We start from the raw sequence: 23592 nt of genomic DNA on the forward strand, positions 1-23592 counted from the left end.
GAATGACACATCAGTTTTATGGAGAAAAACGACAGCGCTTTTCTTTCCGGAAGTTGTCCGTTGGGCTCGTTTCGGCGACTATTGGAAGCTTCTTTTTGAGTGGGCAAATAACTGGGGACTTGACTTCTGTAAAGGCAGCAGAAATTCAAAGTCAGCAGTCTGCTCATGTCAAATACCACTACGTAGTGGAGTCTGAATTGACGGAGGCAGAGAAGAGTGCCTTGATAAGGGAGATTCCAAAGCATGTTGAGGATGCTTCAGAGACCTATTACTTAGTTTATCGTCCGACTACTCAAGGGGATTCATCTGGAGTATTGCCTAAGACAGGTCACTCCGGCCTTTGGGAATCAACTTTTACAGCGATGGGTCTTGCATTACTAGTGCTTGTAGTAGTTAGAGGCAGAAATGGGAAGAGGTATTTATCTTCTATCTTGTTGGTAACTGGAATGGGATCCATACTGCTATCTCCAACAGTCTTAGCAGTGACGAATATCGAGCTCGCTGCATATAATCAAAGTCTTAACTTGGGTTTTGGAGATGCACTGCCAGCGCCATTGAAAATTGATGGTTACGACTATATCGGTTACTTAAAGAATGAAGAACAAAATGATAGTCATTTAGCTCATTCTGTTCAGAAGGAAAATCCGACACTTGACTTGGAGAAAGAGAAGGGAAGTGAACTTAAACCGAGTGAAACAAATCTTGATATGAAAGAGATTGTTTCAGATAAGGGGGATGCTTTAACTGAGGAAGAAAGAGAAGCTATAGCTGCTAAGGAGAGAGAGTCTGCTCGTCTAAGCACCGTTTATGACTTGCCAGAACTAAAAATTAGTGAGCAGGAGTCAGTTCAAGAACTTCCTTATCAGACAAAATACCAATATACCGATGAATTGGCTCAAGGGCAATCAAAAGTCATACAATCAGGTGTTCGAGGTCAACGTACAGTGGTGACTCGTCATTATCATGAGAATCAAGAAATCGTAAAAAGCGAAATGATTTCTGATCAAGTGACGCTTGAACCTGTTTCTGAAATTATTTTAGTTGGAACAGCTCCAACTAACTCGATACCAAAAGAAACTCCAGTTCATGAAGTTCCAGAATTGGCAGAATATGGCACAAGTCCTGAAACCTCTCCAGTTCACGAAGTTCCAGAATTGACAGAATACGGAACCAGTCCCGAGACATCTCCAGTTCACGAAGTTCCAGAATTAGCAGAGTACGGAACTAGTCCTGAGACGTCTCCGGTTCGTGAGACTCCAGAACTGACAGAATATGGCACAAGTCCTGAAACATCTCCAGTTCACGAAGTTCCAGAATTGACAGAATATGGCACAAATTCTGAGACAGCCCCAGTTCAAGAGATTCCAGAATTGACGGAATATGGCACAACTCCAGAAACAGCCCCAGTTCACGAAGTTCCAGAATTGGCAGAGTATGGCACCAGTTCTGATACAGCTCCAGTTCAAGAGATTCCAGAACTGACAGAATATGGGACAAATCCTGATACAGCTCCTATTCATGAGAATTCTGAGTTGGAATTGACTACAAATGATGAGGTTAGAATAGAAAAGATTGATTTTTCTATTGACGAGCAATATACAGATGAGATTCCAGAAGGAAGTCGTCAAATCACAACTCCAGGAGTCCAAGGTGAGCGGACCATCAAGACTCGTGTTTACAGTTCCAATGGTCAAGTTGTCGACCGCCAAGAACTTTCGAATGAAGAAACCTTGGCTCCAGTAACGCAAATTGTCAAAGTCGGAACAGCTAAACCAAGCATGGTACCGAACGATCCACCGCAAGCAGACGCCCTGCCAGAGTATCCGTTGACATATACTGACGAAACTCGGGTTGAGAGAATTAACTTCACAATTCGTGAAGAAGAAACGGATGAATTGGTTCGAGATGCTCGTCAAATTGCGACTCCAGGAGTCCAAGGTGAGCGTACGATTAAGACTCGTGTCTATAGTTCGAACGGTCAAGAGGTTGACCGCCAAGAGTTGTCCAATGAGGAAACTCTAGCTCCTGTAACGCAAATTGTTAAAGTTGGAACGGCTAAGCCAAGCATGGTACCGAACGATCCACCGAAAGCAGATGCCCTGCCAGAGTACCCGTTGACTTATACCGATGAAACTCGGGTAGAGAAAATCAACTTTACCATTCGTGAAGAAGAAACGGATGAATTGGTTCAAGATGCCCGCCAGATCGCAACACCAGGTGTTGAGGGAGAGCGTACGATTAAGACTCGTGTCTATAGTTCGAACGGTCAAGAGGTTGACCGCCAAGAGTTGTCCAATGAGGAAACACTAGCTCCTGTAACGCAAATTGTTAAAGTTGGTACGGCTAAGCCAACTATGGTGCCAAATGAAGCGCCAAAAGCAGATATTCTGCCAGAATATCCGCTAACTTACACTGACGAAACGCGCGTTGAAAAAATCAACTTTAACATTCGTGAAGAAGAAACGGATGAATTGGTTCGTGATGCTCGTCAAATCGCCACTCCAGGCGTTCAAGGCGAACGGACCATCAAGACTCGTGTCTACAGTTCTAACGGTCAAGTTGTTGATCGTCAAGAGTTGTCTAATGAAGAAACCTTGGCTCCAGTAACGCAAATTGTCAAAGTCGGCACAGCTAAACCAAGCATGGTACCGAATGAAGCTCCGAAAGCAGATATTCTGCCAGAATACCCGCTAACTTACACTGACGAAACGCGCGTTGAAAAAATCAACTTTAACATTCGTGAAGAAGAAACGGATGAATTGGTTCGAGATGCTCGTCAAATTGCGACTCCAGGAGTCCAAGGTGAGCGTACGATTAAGACTCGTGTTTACAGCTCTAACGGTCAGGAAATCGATCGCCAAGAATTGTCTAATGAGGAAACCCTAGCTCCAGTAACGCAAATTGTCAAAGTCGGAACAGCTAAACCAAATATGGTACCAAATGATGCACCAAAAGCGGAAGCTTTAGAGGAGTTCGATTTAATTTCACTGCATAATCTCTTGGCAGAAGCGGATCAGATTAAAGCTCAGGCCAGTTATTTCAACGATAGTCAGAGTCATCAAGCTAACTATGATGCTGCTTTGACGGCAGGTCAAGCTATTCTGAGCCAATCTCAAGCTAGCCAAGCAGAAGTCAACCAACTGGTGGAACAAATCAATCAAGCCAAGGCGCAATTAAGTGGACTTGAAGTTGTCAAAACAGCTCTCCAGACTGAGTACGATTTAAATCCAAGAGTTAAAACTTCTGTTAAATATAAGAATGCGGATTCAGAAAAGCAGACAGCTTATACTGACGAATTGACCAAGGCAGAGGGAGTTTTGAACAATCAGACTGCTACACAAGTACAGGTCAACCAAGCTCTTGTTAGTCTGACAGCAGCCAAAGAAGCACTAAATGGAGTGCCTAAAGTCAAGCCGACTGTTTCAATTCTAAGTCTGACTGAGAATACTGATGATAAGTCGGTGACGGTTCAATATAGATTGGAAGACCAGACCCAGTCCTTCCGTTTAGCGACTGCAGAATTGTACCAGGGAGACCAGCTGATTCGCACTCTTCCAATTACCAACTTTGCTGGCAGCTTGAAAATTGGCGACTTAGACTACTACACAGGCTACACTCTAAAAACTAAGTTGACTTATGAATTGGATAATGGTAGCTTTACTGAGTTTGAAACAGACAGTCGTAACTTTGAGCTAGAATACAAGAAGATTGCCTTCCGTGATATTGATTCCGTTGAGTTTTATCATAAAGAAAACGACCAATACAAGCGCTTTGTATCGATGAACTCTATGCCTACGGATCTGTCTACTTACTTCGTCAAGATCAAATCAAGCGAATCCAAGGAAATTCTCCTACCAGTTCACAGCATTTCTGAAGCAGAGAAAGATGGCAAGGCAGTCTATAAGGTTAATGTAACCCTTCCTGAACTCGTCCAAGAAAGTGAAACGGGCTATAAGTCTGGGCACGACTTCTACATCAGTAAGGCAGTCCCAAGCCAGCAAAATGTCTACACTAGCTTTGCTAGATTGGTAGACGCTATGAAGCGAAATATGGCAGGAAATTATGTGTTGGGAGCTGATTTGGATGCTAGTGAGGTTAGTCTTGCACCTGCAGATTATGTCTACCTCAAAGGGAACTTCACAGGTAGCCTGACAGGTAGTCATAATGGTAAGCAATACGCCATTTATAATCTAGCCAAACCTTTATTTGAAAACCTCAAGAACGGATCTTCTATTACCAATATCGACTTTAAAGATGTGAATATCGTGGGTACCTATGACTCGGCTGCGCTGGCACGTAATGCGGAGAATGCGCGAATCACAGATGTTTCTGTTCAGGGGAGAGTATCGGTAGTAGGAAACGCCTCTAACGTAGCGGGTCTAGTAGTTAATGGAACCAATACGAAGATTACAAATAGTTCCTTTACGGGTACCATCCTATCTAACAGTCAACACATCAAAGCCTATAACGTAGGTGGTTTGGTTTCAAGCCTTAAAGGAGGAGAATCTCTTCTTAGCCAAAGTAAAGCAGATGTAACGATTATAAGTGGTGCACGATCAAATGAACAACGTATCGGTGGTTTGGTTGGACGTCTAGAAAACAATGCTCGAATTACCAAATCTTATGTGACAGGAAAAGTATATAATGCAACCACTAACGGTCAAATCGGTGGAGTGGTCGGCTCGAACTACTTTAATGGTTTAGTTGATAATGTGATCAGTAATGTTAGCGGTACAAATGTTTACAGTATTTCTGGGGATCAGGGCTACAAAAACGACCGCATTACGCAAGCATATAAAGTTGCTAAGAGTGAAACCTTGAAAAACGATCAGTTTGTTACTTCTACAATTACTCAAGAAGAAATGGAAGAAAAACTGACTGCTATGGACATCACGACTAGCCTAGATGACACGAATCTAAATACGCGTTTTGTCGACTATGGTGAGGAAAAAAATGTTCAATTCGACCGCGGATATTCTTACGCAAATATGGAGAAACTGCTTCCTTTCTACAATAAAGAAACCATTGTTTCGTTTGCGAACAAGATTCCGAAAGAGCATAAGTTGAACAAGGAGTACCTACTGGATGTTGTTCCGATGAAGGGTGACCAGATTATCACTGATATCCATGGCAATAAAACAGCAATCAATCGTTTGATGCTGCACTACATGGACAATACCATTGACTACCTAGAAATATCTTATCAGGGAGATTTCGTCAACCAAGGTATTGCTGAGTATAGTATCAAGGGGTTAGACCTTCTTTATACTCCAGAAGCCTTTGTATCAGATTATACTAGCATTCTAAATCAAGTGTTGCCAGAGCTGAACAAGGTCGTTCTTGATTCGCCAGCTATGCGTACAGCTCTCGGAGTAGCAGCAGATACTTCTTTGGATGAACTATACTTAGACACCGCATTTACGCAGGTGAAAAGTAAGCTATCAGGTGAGCTTCGAAAAGTGCTAGCTATGGATAAGGCTATCAATACTGAAGGTGAAGTAGTTAAGGATTATCTTGTTAAGAAGATTCTTGCTGATAAAGAAGCTTTCCTATTAGGTTTGACTTACCTTAACCGTTGGTATAATATCAACTATGACAACTTTAATGTTAAGGACCTATCGGCTTACAAGATGGATTTCTATGGTAAGAATGACGTTTCGGTTCTTGATACAATCATTGCTTTAGGGAAATCAGGACTTGAGAATCTCAAGGCTAAGAACAACTATACAGCATATGATAATTCGCTCTCTGAAGCAACTGGCAAGCGAGGACTCTTCAATTACCTTGAAGGCTACCGTCAGCTCTTCCTACCATACAAGACCAATAATGAATGGCTCAAGACCAATACAAAAGCCTACATCATTGAGGCTAAGTCCGATGTGCCAGAAGCGAGACAGCTTCAGGACGCAGCCGAGGGCAAGAGCAAGTACTCTGTCGGTGTTTATGATAAGATTACTGCAGATAATTGGGAACACAAGGGCATGCTCCTGCCACTCTTGACCATGACAGAGAAGGGTGTCTATGCTATCTCCAATATGTCTACCCTCTCTATGGGAGCTTATGATCGCTATCGCCTGGATGCTAATAACAGGGTGCGCACAGACGCTGAGCTAGCTGAATATGTCGAAGACAGAGTGAGAAAAACAGCTGAATACCAGCGCGACCACTATGATTTCTGGTATAAGATTCTGAATCCAGAAAGCAAGGACAAGCTCTTCCGTTCTGTTCTGGTTTATGATGGGTTCTTCTTGACTGATAAAGCAGGACAAAGCTACTGGGCTCCAGCTAATGACAAAAAATCACAGGCTATGCAGGAATTCTTTGGACCAGCTGGCAAGTGGTATCCAAGCAAGGGTTACAATGCCTATGCTACGGGAAGTGTTACCCATTTTGATAGAGCACGATTGTTAGAAGACTATGGAAACTCAGTCTACACGCATGAGATGACCCATAATTCTGACGGTGCAATTTACTTTGAAGGTTATGGCCGTCGTGAGGGCTTGGGTGCGGAACTCTATGCTCGGGGACTCTTGCAATCTTCGCCGAGCGCAGATGAACCAACTATTACGCTCAATACTCTCTTCAAGGTGGACAAGGATTCTAAGACACGTATGCATACCTATAATTTCAAGGAGCGTGTTAAAAATGCAGCAGATCTGCAACACTATGTTCATGGTATGTTTGACATGATCTACACCTTGGACTATCTAGAAGGTACTTCTATGCTGAAGCAGAGTGATGCTGCCAAGTTACAGTGGTTCAGGAAGATGGAGAATTACTATATTACAGATAAGTATGGTAAGGAGACCCACGCTGGTAACCAGACGCGAAGCTTCACTGCTGAAGAAATCAAGCAGCTGAAGACCTTTGATTCCCTGATTGAAAATGATGTGATCACTCGTCGGGAGAACAAGGAAAGTGGGAAATATGGTCGAAATGGCTACCTCAGTCTCAGCCTCTTCTCACCAATTTACTCAGCCTTGAGCAATCCAAATGGAGCACCTGGTGACGTTATGTTCCGTCGCACAGCCTATGAATTACTGGCAGCCAAGGGCTATCATGACGGATTTGTCCCTTATGTTTCCGGTCAGTACTCTCAGGAAGCCTTTGATGAAGGGATGAAAACGTGGGACGGATGGTCCGGAAGAGATGTTGGTCTCGTGACAGACCAGAAAGTCTTGGAAAATGTATTCAAGGGTGAATACACCTCTTGGGTAGCCTTCAAGAAGGCCATGTACAAGGAGCGAATTGATCAGCTGACCAAGCTGAAGCCAATTACCATTGAGTACGAGCTTAAAAATCCAAACAGTACCAAGAAAGTAACCATTCGTTCTTATGCAGAGATGCAGCAGTTGATGGACGCAGCCGTGGCAGAGGATGTACGCAACATTACCAATGCTACTAGCCGTGTCGAAGCTAGCTGGGTTAACCTGCTCAAGAAGAAGATTTACAACGCTTATCTTCGTGAGACAGACGACTTCAGACAGTCTATTTTCAAGAAATAAGGAAACGATTCTGTTTGATTAAAATTTGAAAATTCCTAGGTTTAAGGCTACCTAGGAATTTTTCTGTGGTTTCTCCATGATCTTGTTTGTGCATTCAAGACCTGATAAGATAAGGATTTTGACAGCGTAAATGAACTGAAAAGATTAGCAGTTTTTTGTGGCTATTATTTATAGCAAATAAATTGAATAATCTAGTAAATTTCGGTAGAATAGAGGGGATTCAAATCATGATGAAGGAAAGATTAGAAATGAAAAGAAGTTATTTAGGAGAAAAGCACCAACGTTTTTCATTGAGAAAAGTTTCGGTTGGTTTAGTTTCTGCTTTGGTAGGGGTTTTCTACCTTTTTAGTGGAGGAGGTTCTCTTGCAAGTGTAGCAGCCAGTGAACAGACGCCATCCGTCACAAAACAGATTCACTATAAGTATGTGACAGAAAGTGAGCTCACGGACCAAGAAAAGCAATTGGTAGTCAAAGAATTGCCACAGTTTGCTGAGGAAACAGATGATACTTACTATTTGATTTATCGTCCGACGAGACAGCTGCCTGCAACTGGTCACAGCCAACTCATTAGCTCAATTGCAGCAGGGGCAGGCATTGTGCTACTGGTCGTAGCGATTAAACTGGGCAGAGATGATCGCAAGAAACTTGCTTCATTCATGCTTTTGACCAGTCTAGGAAGTCAGCTGATTGCGCCAACTTCCTTGGCTTTGACAAATCAAATGCTGGCAGACTATAATCAGGAATTGACTGTACAGGTCGGGGAAACATTGCAATCCCCACTTACGATTGAAGGCTACCAATATGTAGGGTATTTGAAATCTCAAAAAGAAGTAAACTCTCCAGTTGATGGCAAGAAAGAGTTGAATCATTCGGCTCCTATTGATACTCCAGTCCAAACTTCGAACGGAAGCCAAGCGCAGGAAGAGTATCGTTCTCAGAAACCAAGTGATGCTCCTGTATTTGAACAACCAGAGTTAAAGGTTGATAGTAAAGATACCAGTCGTACAGAGATTATTCCTTTCCAAGTGGTGGAAGTAGAGGCGGATGATTTGCCGCAAGGTCAAACTGAGGTGATTCAGGCAGGGAAAAATGGTAGTCGTACCATCGTGACCCGCAGCTACTTTTTAAATGGTCAGGTGATCCATACAGAGGAGGTTTCCAATCAGGTAACGACTGAGCCGACTTCTGAGATTAGAAAAGTCGGAAGCAAGATCCCTTCTCCTACAAAACCAAGCCCAGGGGAGTCCGTTAGCGAGAAACCAACAGACGCTCCAATAAATGAAGTTCCAAGCTTAAACGTTGAAGAAAAAGATGTTACCACAACAGTGGCTGAACCCTACACTCGAGAACGAGTAGAGAGTGATAGCTTGCCAGTTGGCCAAATCAAGATAACTCAAGCTGGTCAAGATGGAGTGCGTACAATCGTCACCCGTCAGTACATGGTAAATGGAAAAGTAGAGAGAAGCCAGGAACTCTCTAACGAAGTGACAACTCCAGCAGTATCAGAAATCGTAACAGTTGGAACAGGCCCTGTTAGCGAGAAACCAACAGACGCTCCTGTAAATGAAGTTCCAAGTCTAGAGGTTGAGGAAAAGGATGTTACTACGACGGTAGCAGAACCCTACACTCGAGAACGAGTAGAGAGTGATAGCTTACCAGTTGGCCAGACCAAGATAACCCAAGCTGGTCAAGATGGCGTCCGTACAATCGTCACCCGTCAGTACATGGTAGATGGAAAAGTAGAGAGAAGCCAGGAACTCTCTAACGAAGTGACGACTCCAGCGGTCTCAGAAATCGTAACAGTTGGAACAGGCCCTGTTAGCGAGAAACCAACAGACGCCCCAATAAATGAAGTTCCAAGCTTAAACGTTGAAGAAAAAGATGTTACTACGACGGTAGCAGAACCCTACACTCGAGAACGAGTAGAGAGTGATAGCTTGCCAGTTGGTCAGACCAAGATAACCCAAGCTGGTCAAGATGGCGTCCGTACGATTGTGACTCGTCAGTATTTAGTAGATGGCAAAGTAGAGAGAAGCCAGGAAATCTCTAACGAAGTGACAACTCCAGCAGTTTCAGAGATCGTAACGGTCGGAACAGCTCCTGTTAGCGAGAAACCAACAGACGCTCCTGTAAATGAAGTTCCAAGCTTAAACGTTGAAGAAAAGGACGTTACCACAACAGTGGCTGAACCCTATCCAACCAAGGAAGTGGAAAGTGCAGACCTGCCATTGGGGCAAAGAGAAGTTAGTCAAGCAGGTCAAGAGGGCGTGCGTACGATTGTGACTCGTCAGTATTTAGTAGATGGAAAAGTCGAAAATACAGAGGAAATCTCTAACACTATCACAAAAGAAGCAGTTCCTCAGATTATCAAAGTCGGTACAAAACCAATTTCTACAAATGCGGATCACGCTCCTGTGGAACCAGAAAAAGGAACCCTCGACCTCGAACCCTTACACCAATTAGTGGAAGAAGCTGAGAGCATCCAGAAAACGCATCAGTATTTCAATGATACCACTGCAGATCAGGAGTCTTATAAACAGGCAGTCGCAAATGCCCAAGCTCTCTTTGAGGCATCTCATGCTAGTCAAGAACAGGTTGATTCTTTGAAAAAGGCTCTTGAAACTGCTAAGAAAAACCTAGACGGTCAACCTGTTGATAAGAAAACTCTTGGAGTTGAATTTGACATGAAGGATGTGACTCAGTCTACAGTTGCTTACCAGTATGCTGATGAACAAGCCAAACTCCGCTATCGTCGTGCTCTAGATCAGGCCAAGCTCGTTTTGGACAATCCTTTCGCCAATCAAGCCTTGGTCGATCAAGTTCGGACGGATCTCGAGGCCGCTCGTCAAGCTCTGGATGGTGTCAAGAGAAAACCAACCCTCTCTCTAGTCCGTGTCGAGAAGGAAGAAGACAAACGCCAAGTTTCTCTTAGCTATCACTTGACGGATGCTACAGCTAGCTATCAATCAGCCAAAGCGCAGCTATACAAGGGTGAAACGTTAATCAAGGAAGTCGATCTTGTGGACCTCGCTCAAAAATTGACGCTTGATGACTTGGACTACTATACTCCTTATACCCTCAAAACTGTCATGAAATATGACCTGGGTCAAGGGGAACAAACTAGTATAGAGGATCAACGTCCAGTTCAGCTAGATTATAAGAAGGTTGAAATCAAAGACATCGACCGTATCGAACTGTACGGTAAAGATGGCAGTCACTACCGACGTTACCTATCCTTGTCAGAAGTACCATCTGATTTGAATAACTACTATGTCCGAATTCAGTCAGACAAGTTCAAGGATATGCTCTTACCCGTTTCTAAGGTTACAGATAAGGGCAATGCCTACTCCGTAACAGTATCAGCCGATCAGCTCGTTGAGGGAGAAGGGGACCATTATCGTTCAGATTACTCCTTTGATCTTCCGAAAACGCCTCTTAGTCGAGAAGGAGTCTATACGTCCTTCAAAGCGCTCATAGAGGCCATGAAGTCAAACCCGACTGGAAACTTCAAACTAGGAGCGGATGTTTCAGCGGATGAGATTCAGTTGGAACAGTCTGCGACAAGCTATGTACCAGAAGAATTTTCAGGTAGCTTAACGAGTCGAGTGGACGGCAAGGATTATACCATCTACAACTTGGCAAAACCACTCTTTGCAACTTTGAAAAATGCCACCATCCAGCAACTGACCTTGAAATCGGCTGCGGTTACAGGCAAGGATTCTATAGGGGTCTTGGCTAGCAACGCTCAGAATGCAACGATTACGGATGTTTCTGTAAGTGGTAGTCTATCTGGTAACAAGCATATCGGTGGCCTAGTCGGAGTTGCCCAAAACACCAAACTAACCAATGTTGCCTTTAAAGGGTCCATCACCAGCACCCAAGATGGGGGACAGGAGTACAATATTGGCGGCCTAGTCGGTAATTTCCACGGGAACCAATCACTGGCGCAGAAGAGTCAAGCGGATGTATCTATCCAAGTAACGGGTCGAAATGGAGACCAGCGTGTTGGAGGCTTGATCGGTCGCTTGCAGAATGGAGCTAGATTAGAAACTTCTTATGTGAGCGGTTCTATCCAAAATGGAGGTCATTCTGGCCAAGTCGGTGGAGCGATCGGGTCTACTTGGAACAATGGACAGGTCCGAAATGTCTTGACAGGTGTCAAGGTTCAAAATGGTCATGCCATGACAGGAGATCCCTATCCTGAGGCTTCTGTTCGGGACTCTTATGTTCTTGAAGGGACTACAGCAAATCGAAAAGATGAGCGTTTTGTCCGTTCTATTTCAGATGCCGATGCGCAAGCCAAACGTCAGTCTTTTGGAATCACTTCGAACTTGACGGACCAGGAGCCATTGCAGCAAACTTACCAGCATCAGACAGACTATAGTCGAGTGAGGGGAGCTCAGGAGTCCAGAAAGCAAGCCTACGAAAATGTAGAAAAACTATTACCATTCTACAACAAAGACTTTATCGTTCATACAGCTAACCAATTAGCTGAAGATGATAAACTCAACAAAGTAGCCCTGTTAGATGTGGTTCCGATGAAAGATGAGACACTGATAACGGATATCAACAGTCATAAGGGTGAAATCAATAGACTGATGCTGCATTATGCAGATAAGACGATCGCTTATCTTGATCTGACCTACAAGGGTGATTTTGCCAATGGCCAGATTGCTGAATATAGCATCGCTGATAAGAATTTGCTCTATACGCCAGAAGTCTTCCTATCTGACTACCAGTCTATTAAAGAGAGTGTCTTGGATGAACTCAAATCTGTGACCTATGACTCGGCTGCAGTGCGTAAAGTATTAGGGATTGGTGAAACAGCTTCCTTAGATGATCTTTATCTGGAAAAAGCCTTTGAACAAATCAAAGCTGAACTAGGTCAGGAGCTCCTCAAGGTACTTTCAGTTGACAAGTCGATCAACACCCTAGGCCCTGCCGTAGCGGATGCGATTAGCCAAAAAATTCTGCAGAACAAAGAGGCCTTCATGCTTGGTCTGACCTATCTCAACCGATGGTACAATGTCAACTATGGAACGTTCAATACCAAAGATCTTAGTGCCTATAAGTTTGATTTCTTTGGCAATCAAGCAGCTTCGACACTGGATACTATCATCGCTCTCGGGAACTCTGGAATGGGCAATCTTCGAGCGCAAAACAACTTCAATGCTTACCGACAATCCCTAGCCAAGGAAAAAGGCAAAGGAGACCTCTTTGCTTACTTAGAAAGTCTGCGTGAACTCTTCTTGCCAAATAAAACCAACAGTGAGTGGTTCAAGGAAAATACTAAGGCTTATATCGTAGAAGCTCGTTCAAGTCTGCCAGAAATTCAGGCTAAGCAAGACAATGCAGATCGTAAGAGTAAGTATACAATCAAGGTCTACGACAGACTGACTCAGGGAGATTGGGGCTTCAAGCAAATGGTCCTCCAACTTCTGACCTTACCTGAAAGAGATGTCTATATCATCAGCAATATGTCGACTATTGCCTTTGGTAGCTTTGGAGGCTACAGGAAAGAAGGTGGTAGAGTTCTCTCAGGCGAGGAACTCCATCGACACGTTGAAAAACTTGTGGATCAATCAGCTGAATGGCAACGAAACCACTATGACATGTGGTACAACATTTTAAGTCCAAACAGGAAAGACACTCTATTCAGACGGGTGATCGTTACAGACGGTTTCTTTCTTTATAATGATAAAGGCCAGCAATATTGGGCTCCTCGTAATGATAAGACCTCTGTTGCTATGTATAATTTCTTTGGCCCTGCTGGCAAGTATCACGGAGACAATGGACTAGGAGCCTTTGCAAATGGTTATGAAGTCTTCTATGTCTATGACCAGATGCTGGGAGCTTCTGGAACCATGGTCTATACCCATGAAATGACCCACAACTCGGATGGTTCTATCTATTTTGAAGGACATGGTCGTCGTGAGGGTGAAGGACCTGAGAGTTTTGCTACAGGGATGTTAGAGTCTGTAACCAATGTTAGCGAAAAAGGTCTCGTACTTAATAGCTTCTATCAAGGAGATAAAGATTCGACCACACGTTACCATACCTATGATCCTGTTGCTCGATTCTCCTCAGCAGATGCTCTTCGCGACTACATGCATGGAGTTTTTGACGTACTGAACCTTCTGGATTATGTAGAAGGGGATATTGTTACTGGAGTTCTAACTGATCAACAGAAAATGAAATGGTACCGTAAGGCTGAAAATTATAACTTTGAAAAAACTTCTTATGGTAAACAAGCTCACGCTGATGATCGAATTGTCCCTATAACTGCCGAAGAAGCAGCCAAACTAAAATCTGTTGATGATTTGGTTGATCATAATATCATTGGTCGTCGCGATGGTTGGGATAGAGCTAACTTTGGACGAAATGGCTACTATGTCATCAATATGTTTGCTTCCTTCTATGCAGCTCTGGACAATCCAACTGGTGCACCTGGGGGACTTATGTTCCGCCGTAGAGCTTATGAATTGCTCGGAGACAAGGGTTACCAACAAGGATTTGTCCCATATGTATCTGGCCAATACGCTGGCCAAGCGCTTAAAGAAGGTCATAAGACCTACTCAATCTGGAACAGAGGAGATGTCGGAGTAGTTGGAGATGATTTGGTTTTCAAAAATCTCTATGGTAGCCAGTATGAATCATGGAAGGATTTGAAGAAAGCCATGTTGAATGAGCGATACAACAAGGCTCAAAACTTCCTTCGCCCTATCACTATCGAGTTTGAAGCAGGAAAACTAGATAGCAAACGACAAATTACGATTTCTTCTTATGAGGAATTACAAGATTATATGTACTTAGCAGTACTAGCGGATGCCTCAGCTAAGAACATTGATCGTGCCTTATCAGACAGCTCTAAGAGCAGTGTCGCCCAACTCAAGTATCGTATTTTCAACGCTTATCTACGTGCCACAGACGACTTCAGACAGTCCATCTTTGAAAGATAGACACGAAAAAAGAAGATCCAAGTGATCTTCTTTTTTAGGTGAATGGCTTGCTTAGTACAAAAACGAATGAATTTACAAATAAATTGATACAGGACATATTTCTTACTCTAAATATCTGGAGAGAAATTGGAAAACATTCATCATCTAGTATACTCGTTTCGAAATTTCTTTTGTTTTTCATGAAAATATGATAAAATGATAGTTGTAAAATTTTTTTAAGGAGATTCGGATGAAAACAAAAGCACTTGCTCGCGTAAATGCGATTTTTGGTCTTATTTCAGGTATCGTCTTGCTGTTGGCACCTCTTGTTATGTTTATGATAGCTGTCGGGGCTGCTGCAGCGACGGAGGACTCTGATGCAACAGTTGGTATATTGACGATTTTTTCAATCATTTTGGCATTGGTAAAAATTGCTGTCTTGGTTTTAGGAATTGTGTCTATTGTCTATTACAAGGACGATGAGCGTGTGACCCCTGCACCGTCTGTTTTGTTTATCGTGGGTGGTTCTGTTGGATTGATCCCATTCTTGGGCTGGGTAGGAGGAATTCTGACAATCATTGGTGGATCCCTCTATTTTGGACTTTTGAAAAAGTTCGAGATTCAAGAATAATGACTTTTTGTTAGGAATATTTTCAAATAAGAGAAGGCGCTTAGCCTTCTTTTTTTGTCATCAACGACGGATAAATTTTACAAGATAAATAAGCTTTGACATTCGTGAAATCTAAAGCATTTATTGGAGACAAGGAAGTATTTTTATAGTATAATGGTGGATGTGAAATACCTATATCAAAATATAATGCTAGTTATTTTCTTGATAGAAGGTAAAAGTTGAGAGGATTTAAAATGAAAAAGTTTTTTGGAGAGAAGCAGCATCGTTTCTCCTTACGAAAATTAGCAATTGGACTTGTGTCAGCTTCGATTTCAAGCCTATTTTTTGTGTCCATTGCGAGTAGTGGAACCGTATTTGCTCAAGAAAATGTAGCTGTTCACTACAAATATGTGACGGATACGGAGCTGAGTGGGCAAGAGAAGGACTTGATTGTCAAGGATATTCCGAAGATTGCGGAAGATAGTGAGAGCACCTATTATCTAGTCTACCGTATGGATGAGAAAGCCCAACTAGGTCAGTTGCCCAATACAGGTGGGCAGAATAGCCTTACTAGTGTTTTAACTGGTGGAGCCCTAGCTTCAATTGGCCTTCTTATTTTTGTCGTATCGAAAAAGAAAGGCAAAAAGAAAGCCCTCTTGAATGTGATTTTGGTAACAGGGATGGGCAGTGGTTTGGCTTCTTCAGTTCAGGCTATTGAAAATCAACTTTTGCTCCAGTACAATCAGGAATACCAATTATCCCAAGGAGATAGTCTGCCTTTGCCACGTGCCTTATCAGGTTATACTTATCTAGGCTATATTAAGCAAGACAAAGAGATTAATCAGCAAGAAACTGCTGCTAGGGATCAGAAACTTGACTATACAGTTCAACCTCATTTCCAAGCCAACGAAGGTGGACAAAAGGCAGGAGATGAGCAGAAAGCTCCGTCTTCAACAAGCCCTGCAGACAAGACAATCCCTTCTCAAGATTTATCTAATAAAAAGCCGTCTGGTATTGCTAGTGTAGATCCTCAAGACGAAGTCTTGGCTGGTCGCGTGAACAAACCAGAGCTCTTATACAAAGACCAAGAGATTGTAACCAAACTAGATGTTTCAGAAGTGGTGCAGGAAAATCCAGATCTAGCAGAGGGAACCATCCATGTCAAACAAGAAGGTCGTGCTGGGAAGAAGATTGAACTTGTTCGCATTTTCACGGTTGAAAACCAAGAAATTTCTAGGGAAGTTCTCTCAACTAAGGTAGAAGAAGCCTTGCCACGTATAGTAGAGAAAGGGACTAAGAAGGCAGTAGCTGCAAGTGAAGCACCTCAGTCTGCAAGAAAAGGAGAGCCTGAGACTCAGGCTCCATTACCAGAATATACAGGCGAGCAAGCGGGAGCGGTTGTAGCCCCAGAGACAGCTGAAAAACCAGAATATACAGGCACCCAAGCTGGAGCAGTTGTTGAACCCGAACAAGTCGCTCCGCTACCTGAGTATCAGGGAACCCAAGCTGGTGCTATCGTCGAGCCAGAACAAGTTGAGCCAGAGGTTGGGGGTGTCCAGTCTTGGGCTTTGGTGGAACCAGAAACGACTGACAAACCAGCCTATACAGGCGAGCAGTCAGGAGCAATCGTAGAGCCTGAACAGGTGCCACCAACACCAGAATATACAGGAACTCAAGCAGGAGCGATTGTTGACCCTGAGATAGCTGAAAAACCAGAATATACAGATACTCAATCAGGTGCGATAGTGGAACCTGAGACTCAATCTTCCTTACCAGAATATAAAGGTGAGCAAGCAGGAGCCATCGTTGAACCGGAACAAGTCGCTCCTCTTCCAGAATATACTGGCAATACCGAGCAAGTAAAACCGGAAACTCCGACAGAAAAACCAAAAGAAAAAGACCCAGAGAAGACGCTTGAGCTAAGAAATGTTTCGGATCTGGAGTTGTATAGTCAGACCAATGGTACTTACAAACAACACGTTTCTTTAGACGGTGTCCCAAGTAATCCAGACACTTACTTTGTCAAGGTTAAATCCTCGTCATTTAAAGATGTCTATTTACCAGTCGCTTCAATAACGGCAGAAATAAAAAATGGGCAGCCAGTTTATAAAATCACAGCCAAGGCTGAGAAACTCCAGCAAGAGCTAGAAAATAAATATGTTGATAATTTCACCTTCTACCTAGCTAAGAAGGCTAGAGAGGAAACGACAACCTTTACTTCCTTTAGCAACCTAGTCAAAGCTATCAACCAGAATCTCTCTGGAACCTATCATTTAGCAGCTAGTTTGAATGCCAACGAAGTGGAGTTAGAGCCTGAAGCTAAATCCTACATCAAGGGTACCTTTACTGGTCAGTTGATCGGTGAAAAAGATGGCAAGCAGTATGCTATTTACAACTTGAAAAAACCACTGTTTGAAACTTTGAGTAGTGCCACAGTAGAAAAATTGAGTCTGAAAAATGTCTCCATTTCAGGGAAAGATGATATCGGTGCATTGTCCTATGAAGCTCAGAATGGCACAAAGATTCAGCAAGTTCACGTTGATGGTGTTCTCGCCGGTGAACGTGGTATCGGTGGTTTGCTGGCAAAGGCTGAGCAATCAAGCATCACAGAGAGCAGTTTCAAGGGAAGAATTATCAACACGTATGAGACGACTGCTGCCTATAATATCGGTGGTCTGGTCGGTCATTTGACAGGTGACAAGGCTTTACTTACTAAGTCAAAAGCGACAGTAGCCATTTCATCCAACACAAATAGTTCAGATCAGACAGTGGCTGGTCTTGCAGGTCTAGTAGATCAGGATGCACAAATCCAAGATAGCTATGCTGAAGGCGATATTAACAATGCCAAGCACTTTGGTAGAGTCGCGGGAGTAGCAGGCTATTTGTGGGATCGAAAAACTAATGAGGAACAGCATGCTGGAAGATTGACCAATGTTCTCAGTGATGTCAATGTAACCAACGGAAATGCCATTACCGGTTACCACTATAATGGAATGAAGGTGAAGGACACATTCAGCAGCAAGGCGAACAGAGTCTACAATGTCACTATGGTCAAGGATGAGGTCGTCAGCAAGGAATCCTTTGAAGAAAGAGGGACAATGCTAGATGCTTCCCAAATCGAAAGCAAAAAAGTAGCCATCAATCCTCTCACTCTACCAACAGTGGAGCCCCTCTCAACAAGTGGCAAGAAGGACAGTGATTTTTCTAAGGTGGCCCATTATCAAGCTAAGCGCGCCTTGGCTTATAAAAACATTGAAAAATTGCTACCTTTCTACAACAAGGCAACCATCGTCAAATATGGAAATCTAGTAAAAGAAAGCAGTAGTTTATATCAAAAAGAACTCTTGTCAGCAGTCATGATGAAGGATGACCAAGTCATCACAGACATTGTTTCTAACAAAGAGACTGCAAACAAACTCTTGCTTCACTACAAGGACCATTCATCTGAGAAGATCGATCTCAAGTACCAGGCTGATTTTGCCAAATTAGCGGAATATAGTCTAGGAAATACGGGTCTTCTCTATACGCCAAACCAATTCTTGTATGACCAATCTTCTATCATCAAGCAAGTCTTACCTGACTTACAAAAGGTGGACTATCATTCAGAAGCCATCAGAAAGACGCTCGGTATTTCTCCAAACGTTAAGCAGACTGAGCTCTATCTAGAAGACCAGTTTGCCAAAACAAAACAACATCTGGAAGACAGTTTGAAGAAACTCTTGTCAGCAGATGCTGGACTTGCTGGTGACAACCCAGTTACCAAGGGCTATCTTGTAGATAAAATCAAACGCAACAAGGAAGCCTTGCTACTTGGTTTGACGTATCTGGAACGGTGGTATAACTTCAGCTATGGTCAGGTAAACGTCAAAGACCTGGTTCTGTACCATCTGGACTTCTTTGGTAAGGGAAATGCTTCACCACTAGATACTCTGATCGAGTTGGGTAAATCTGGCTTTAACAACCTTCTAGCTAAGAACAACGTTGATACTTATTCTATTAGTCTAGCTAGCCATCGTGGAACGACAGATTTATTTAGCACTCTAGAACATTACCGAAAAGTCTTTTTACCAAATACAAGTAACAATGACTGGTTTAAATCAGAGACTAAGGCTTACATTGTCGAAGAAAAATCCACTATCGAAGAGGTGAAAGCGAAGCAAGGACTTGCTGGCACCAAGTATTCTATCGGTGTTTATGATCGCATCACGAGTGCCACATGGAAATACCGCAATATGGTTTTGCCTCTCCTAACCTTGCCAGAGAAATCAGTATTTGTCATCTCGACCATGTCTAGTCTAGGATTTGGAGCCTATGATCGCTACCGAAATAGTGACCATAAAGCGGGCAAGGCTCTCAATGACTTTGTTGAAGAAAATGCGCGTGAAACAGCCAAACGCCAGCGAGATCACTACGATTATTGGTATCGCATTTTAGATGAACAATCACGTGAAAAACTCTATCGTACGATTCTCCTTTATGATGCCTATAAGTTTGGGGATGACACAACATCTGGAAAAGCTACAGTGGAGGCTAAGTTTGATAGTTCCAATCCTGCCATGAAGAACTTCTTTGGACCAGTTGGCAATAAGGTAGTACACAACCAGCATGGAGCTTACGCTACAGGGGATGGCGTCTACTATATGTCTTACCGTATGCTGGACAAGGATGGAGCCATTACATATACCCATGAGATGACCCATGATTCGGATCAGGATATTTACCTTGGCGGCTATGGTCGAAGAAGTGGCTTGGGACCAGAGTTCTTTGCAAAAGGCTTATTGCAAGCCCCTGACCAACCAAGTGACGCAACCATTACCATTAACTCCATCTTGAAACACTCAAAATCAGATAGTACAGAGGACTCCCGTCTGCAAGTCTTGGATCCGACAGAGAGATTCCAAAACGCTACAGATCTTCAGAACTATGTTCACAATATGTTTGACCTTATCTACATGCTGGAATATCTCGAAGGGCAATCAATCGTTAACAAACTAAATGTTTACCAGAAAATGGCGGCTCTCAGAAAGATTGAGAACAAGTATGTGAAAGATCCAGCAGATGGAAATGAGGTTTACGCCACTAACGTAGTCAAAGAATTGACAGAAGCAGAGGCTCGAAACCTGAATAGTTTTGATAGTTTGATTGACCACAACATCTTATCAGCTCGTGAGTACCAATCTGGCGACTATGAACGAAATGGCTACTATACCATTAAACTCTTTGCCCCAATCTTTTCAGCTCTCAGCAGTGAGAAAGGCACGCCAGGGGACCTTATGGGACGTCGGATCGCTTACGAACTTTTGGCTGCCAAAGGCTTTAAGGATGGAATGGTACCTTATATCTCCAACCAATACGAAGAAATTGCCAAACAAAAAGGTAAAACTATCAATCTCTATGGTAAAGAACGAGGATTGGTGACCGATAAACTTGTATTGGACAAGGTATTTGAAGGCAAGTATGCATCTTGGGCAGATTTCAAGAAAGCCATGTATAAAGAACGTGTGGATCAGTTTAAAAACTTGAAACAAGTGACCTTTAAAGATCCGACAAAACCATGGCCAAGCTATGGGACCAAGACCATCAATCAAGTGAGTGAATTGCAAGCCCTCATGGATCAAGCTGTTCTCAAGGATGCTGTAAGTCCTCGTTGGAGCAACTATAATCCAGAGTATGATAGTGCCGTTCATAAGTTGAAGAGAGCAATCTTTAAAGCTTATCTTGACCAAACAAACGACTTCAGAACCTCTATTTTTAAGAAATAAGGGTTGGAAAATGAAAAGGGAGGATCGACAGATCTTCTCTTTTTATGTTCGGATGTCTGAAAGCAGGTAGGCGATTTGTTTGTGACGGAGAAGGTCTTTTGTTTCTGGAGCAAATATGGTAGAATGATAGCTACGAGAGAAGGAGGTTTTTATGGAGAGAGATAGATTGGTTCGACTCAATTGGAGACTGGGCATGGTGGCAGGCATAACCTTGCTTTTGGGACCTGTCCTACGATTTTTGCTATCCTATACTGGTGCCATCATCTATAAAGATCCTTCAAAGGTGCTGGTCGTCACGGTAACCTTTTCCTTGCTCCTGACATTTTTTAAGATTTTGATGATTGCATTAGGGACCTTTATGTTAATCTATTTCGAAGAAGATCAACAACTTCGAAAGCTACCTTCTATTTTATTTATCATTGGTGGCGTGCTGGGCTTTCTTTCAGCGACCGAGTGGATAGGAGGATTTCTAATCATTAAAGGCGCTGTTTCTTTTTCTAAATTTTTGAAAGAAGTCCGTGGCCTTGTCTGATAGTCTAGTGAAACAATCCGTTTGAGGGTTGTTTTTTTATTTAAAGAATTATCTGGCAAAAGAATATGTTAGCAAAATGCTTTTTTATAAGAAAACATGATGTAATACAACTTGAAAAAATAAAAAGAGAATATTATGAAACAATCTTTCATTACATCGTATTTAACATTCTATTTAAAAGCTTCCATTACTTTAGAGGGAGTCTTTATAAAAACTTCTAACCCTACTATTTTAAAAGTTATTCCACTAGGTTCTCAAAATAAAACAATTCCTGTTGATCATGTTGCAAGTGTAGATAGTTCATTTCGTCTTGATTTCAAAACATTTGCTTGGGTATAATTTTCGCTCTTATTGGCCTTTCAATGATGCAAAATTCATTTATTGGGGGATTGATATTAGCGGCTTATGGTGTATTAACAGTGCTAAGTGCTTTTCAAACTCTACTAGTTTTGCATCTTGCTTCTGGTGGAACACATGTTGTCAGTGTGGTAGTATTTGAAAAAGCTAATCTTGAAAATTGCAAAGAAACAATTGAAGGTCTAATTCATAATCGTTACAATGATACTAATGTAACTAAGAATACTGATCGTTTAATTGATGCTTTAAATAACAAATAATTGCAATCGTTTCTTGATTGAATATCGCGAATTAATAATATCTAGATGAGAGGACACCGTTCTCTCTTTTTAGTTGATTTTAACTAGCTTTTTTGTGAAAAATTGTGTAAAATAGAATAGATAAACGAGGGAAACCTCGAAAAATAAAAGGAGAATCCATCTAATGGTAAAATTGGTTTTTGCTCGCCACGGTGAGTCTGAATGGAACAAAGCTAACCTTTTCACTGGTTGGGCTGATGTTGATTTGTCTGAAAAAGGTACACAACAAGCGATTGACGCTGGTAAATTGATCAAAGAAGCTGGTATCGAATTTGACCAAGCTTACACTTCAGTATTGAAACGTGCAATCAAAACAACAAACTTGGCTCTTGAAGCTTCTGACCAATTGTGGGTTCCAGTTGAAAAATCATGGCGTTTGAACGAACGTCACTACGGTGGTTTGACTGGTAAAAACAAAGCTGAAGCTGCGGAACAATTTGGTGATGAGCAAGTTCACATCTGGCGTCGTTCATACGATGTATTGCCTCCAAACATGGATCGTGATGATGAGCATTCAGCACACACTGACCGTCGTTACGCTTCACTTGACGACTCAGTTATCCCAGATGCTGAAAACTTGAAAGTGACTTTGGAACGTGCCCTTCCATTCTGGGAAGACAAAATCGCTCCAGCACTTAAAGATGGTAAAAACGTATTCGTAGGAGCTCACGGTAACTCAATCCGTGCCCTTGTAAAACACATCAAACGCTTGTCAGACGACGAAATCATGGACGTGGAAATCCCTAACTTCCCACCATTGGTATTCGAATTTGACGAAAAATTGAACGTAGTTTCTGAATACTACCTTGGAAAATAATTTATAAACAGAAAGCCTAGGATTCCTAGGCTTTTTTGTATCTAAGTTAAAAAAGGCAATTTAGCTAATTGAAAAAGTATAAAATGAGAGGAAGCAGTTTATACTGTAGTGGGGTGGATGAATTAATCTTCTTTTGATTCGTAGCTCCAGTGTTCGTAGTTATAGGTTGATAAGATTATATCCGTGATTTCTTCCGGTTCTTCTTGAGCTCCCCCAGCAATCCAAAGAGAAATAATTCCTTCAATACTTGATAAGAAGATTTCCAAAGCGTATTTGTGAGGAATTTGGAAGTTTTCAGATAAGAAATGACGAGTCTTTTCTTTTTGATTTTCAGTTAGAATAATGCTACTTAGAAATTCACGAATTGCACCACGAAAGTCTATGTAATGACTTTGGGACAAGGCGTTAATAAGGCGTTCGTTCGAACGTAATATATAGAAGTTGGCTAACATAAACTTTCTAGGCGATTCTCTTTCTTTTTCTAAAAAAATGTAGAGCTGGGAAATAATTTCACTTTTAAAACTGTCAATCATTTGATATTTGTCTTCATAGTGTAGATAGAAAGTTCCCCTATTAATTCCTGCCCGTTTACAGAGCTTACTAATTGATATATTTTCAAATTTATCCTCTGATAGCAGCTGAATCAAAGCTTCTTTGATATCTTCCTTAGTAGTAGTTTTTCGTTTCTGAACCATTTTGTCTTCCTTCTTCTTAAATCAACACTTTGTTGATTTTTGATTATTGCTTTTTGACTTAGCCCATTATATAATAT

Annotated in this window: 9 protein-coding genes; 8 read left to right on the plus strand and 1 reads right to left on the minus strand. The window is 42.2% G+C overall.

The genetic code is table 11. From position 1 onward, the window contains the following. Positions 1 to 2 precede the first annotated feature (2 nt). The 8 genes from B7717_RS02905 to B7717_RS02940 all read left to right on the plus strand — a co-directional run bounded on the left by B7717_RS02905 (position 3) and on the right by B7717_RS02940 (position 22820). Positions 3 to 7505 carry an SIALI-17 repeat-containing surface protein gene (locus B7717_RS02905; protein ID WP_084944149.1) on the plus strand — a complete coding sequence of 2501 codons (7503 nt, stop codon included), beginning with the start codon at positions 3 to 5 and terminating at the stop codon, positions 7503 to 7505. Between the two features lie 227 nt (positions 7506 to 7732). Beyond that, complete coding sequence (locus tag B7717_RS02910; protein WP_084944150.1) at positions 7733 to 14464, plus strand: ZmpA/ZmpB/ZmpC family metallo-endopeptidase; 6732 nt, start codon at positions 7733 to 7735, stop codon at positions 14462 to 14464. 229 nt (positions 14465 to 14693) lie between these two features. Then, positions 14694 to 15074, plus strand: a complete 381-nt coding sequence (locus tag B7717_RS02915; RefSeq protein ID WP_000849881.1) for a hypothetical protein — start codon at positions 14694 to 14696, stop codon at positions 15072 to 15074. Positions 15075 to 15307: 233 nt separating this feature from the next. Continuing rightward, positions 15308 to 20815, plus strand: coding sequence for a ZmpA/ZmpB/ZmpC family metallo-endopeptidase (locus B7717_RS02920; RefSeq protein WP_084944151.1), 5508 nt, complete (start codon positions 15308 to 15310; stop codon positions 20813 to 20815). Positions 20816 to 20966: 151 nt separating this feature from the next. Further along, positions 20967 to 21347 carry a hypothetical protein gene (locus B7717_RS02925; RefSeq protein WP_000439021.1) on the plus strand — a complete coding sequence of 127 codons (381 nt, stop codon included), beginning with the start codon at positions 20967 to 20969 and terminating at the stop codon, positions 21345 to 21347. A gap of 135 nt (positions 21348 to 21482) precedes the next feature. Next, positions 21483 to 21686, plus strand: coding sequence for a hypothetical protein (locus tag B7717_RS02930; RefSeq protein ID WP_008281298.1), 204 nt, complete (start codon positions 21483 to 21485; stop codon positions 21684 to 21686). A gap of 23 nt (positions 21687 to 21709) precedes the next feature. Next, entirely contained in the window at positions 21710 to 21964 is a 255-nt protein-coding gene (locus B7717_RS02935) for a hypothetical protein (protein WP_009013681.1), read from the plus strand. 163 nt (positions 21965 to 22127) lie between these two features. After that, the gene (locus B7717_RS02940; protein WP_000240130.1) at positions 22128 to 22820 is read left to right on the plus strand and encodes a phosphoglycerate mutase; all 693 of its coding nucleotides are present in this window, start codon (positions 22128 to 22130) and stop codon (positions 22818 to 22820) included. A 122-nt stretch (positions 22821 to 22942) separates the two neighbouring features. Here B7717_RS02940 and B7717_RS02945 read toward each other — a convergent pair whose 3' ends face one another. Then, positions 22943 to 23515, minus strand: a complete 573-nt coding sequence (locus tag B7717_RS02945; RefSeq protein WP_042902697.1) for a TetR/AcrR family transcriptional regulator — start codon at positions 23513 to 23515, stop codon at positions 22943 to 22945. Positions 23516 to 23592: the final 77 nt, after the last annotated feature.

Source organism: Streptococcus oralis subsp. oralis (assembly GCF_002096495.1).
Lineage (GTDB): Bacteria > Bacillota > Bacilli > Lactobacillales > Streptococcaceae > Streptococcus > Streptococcus oralis_CU.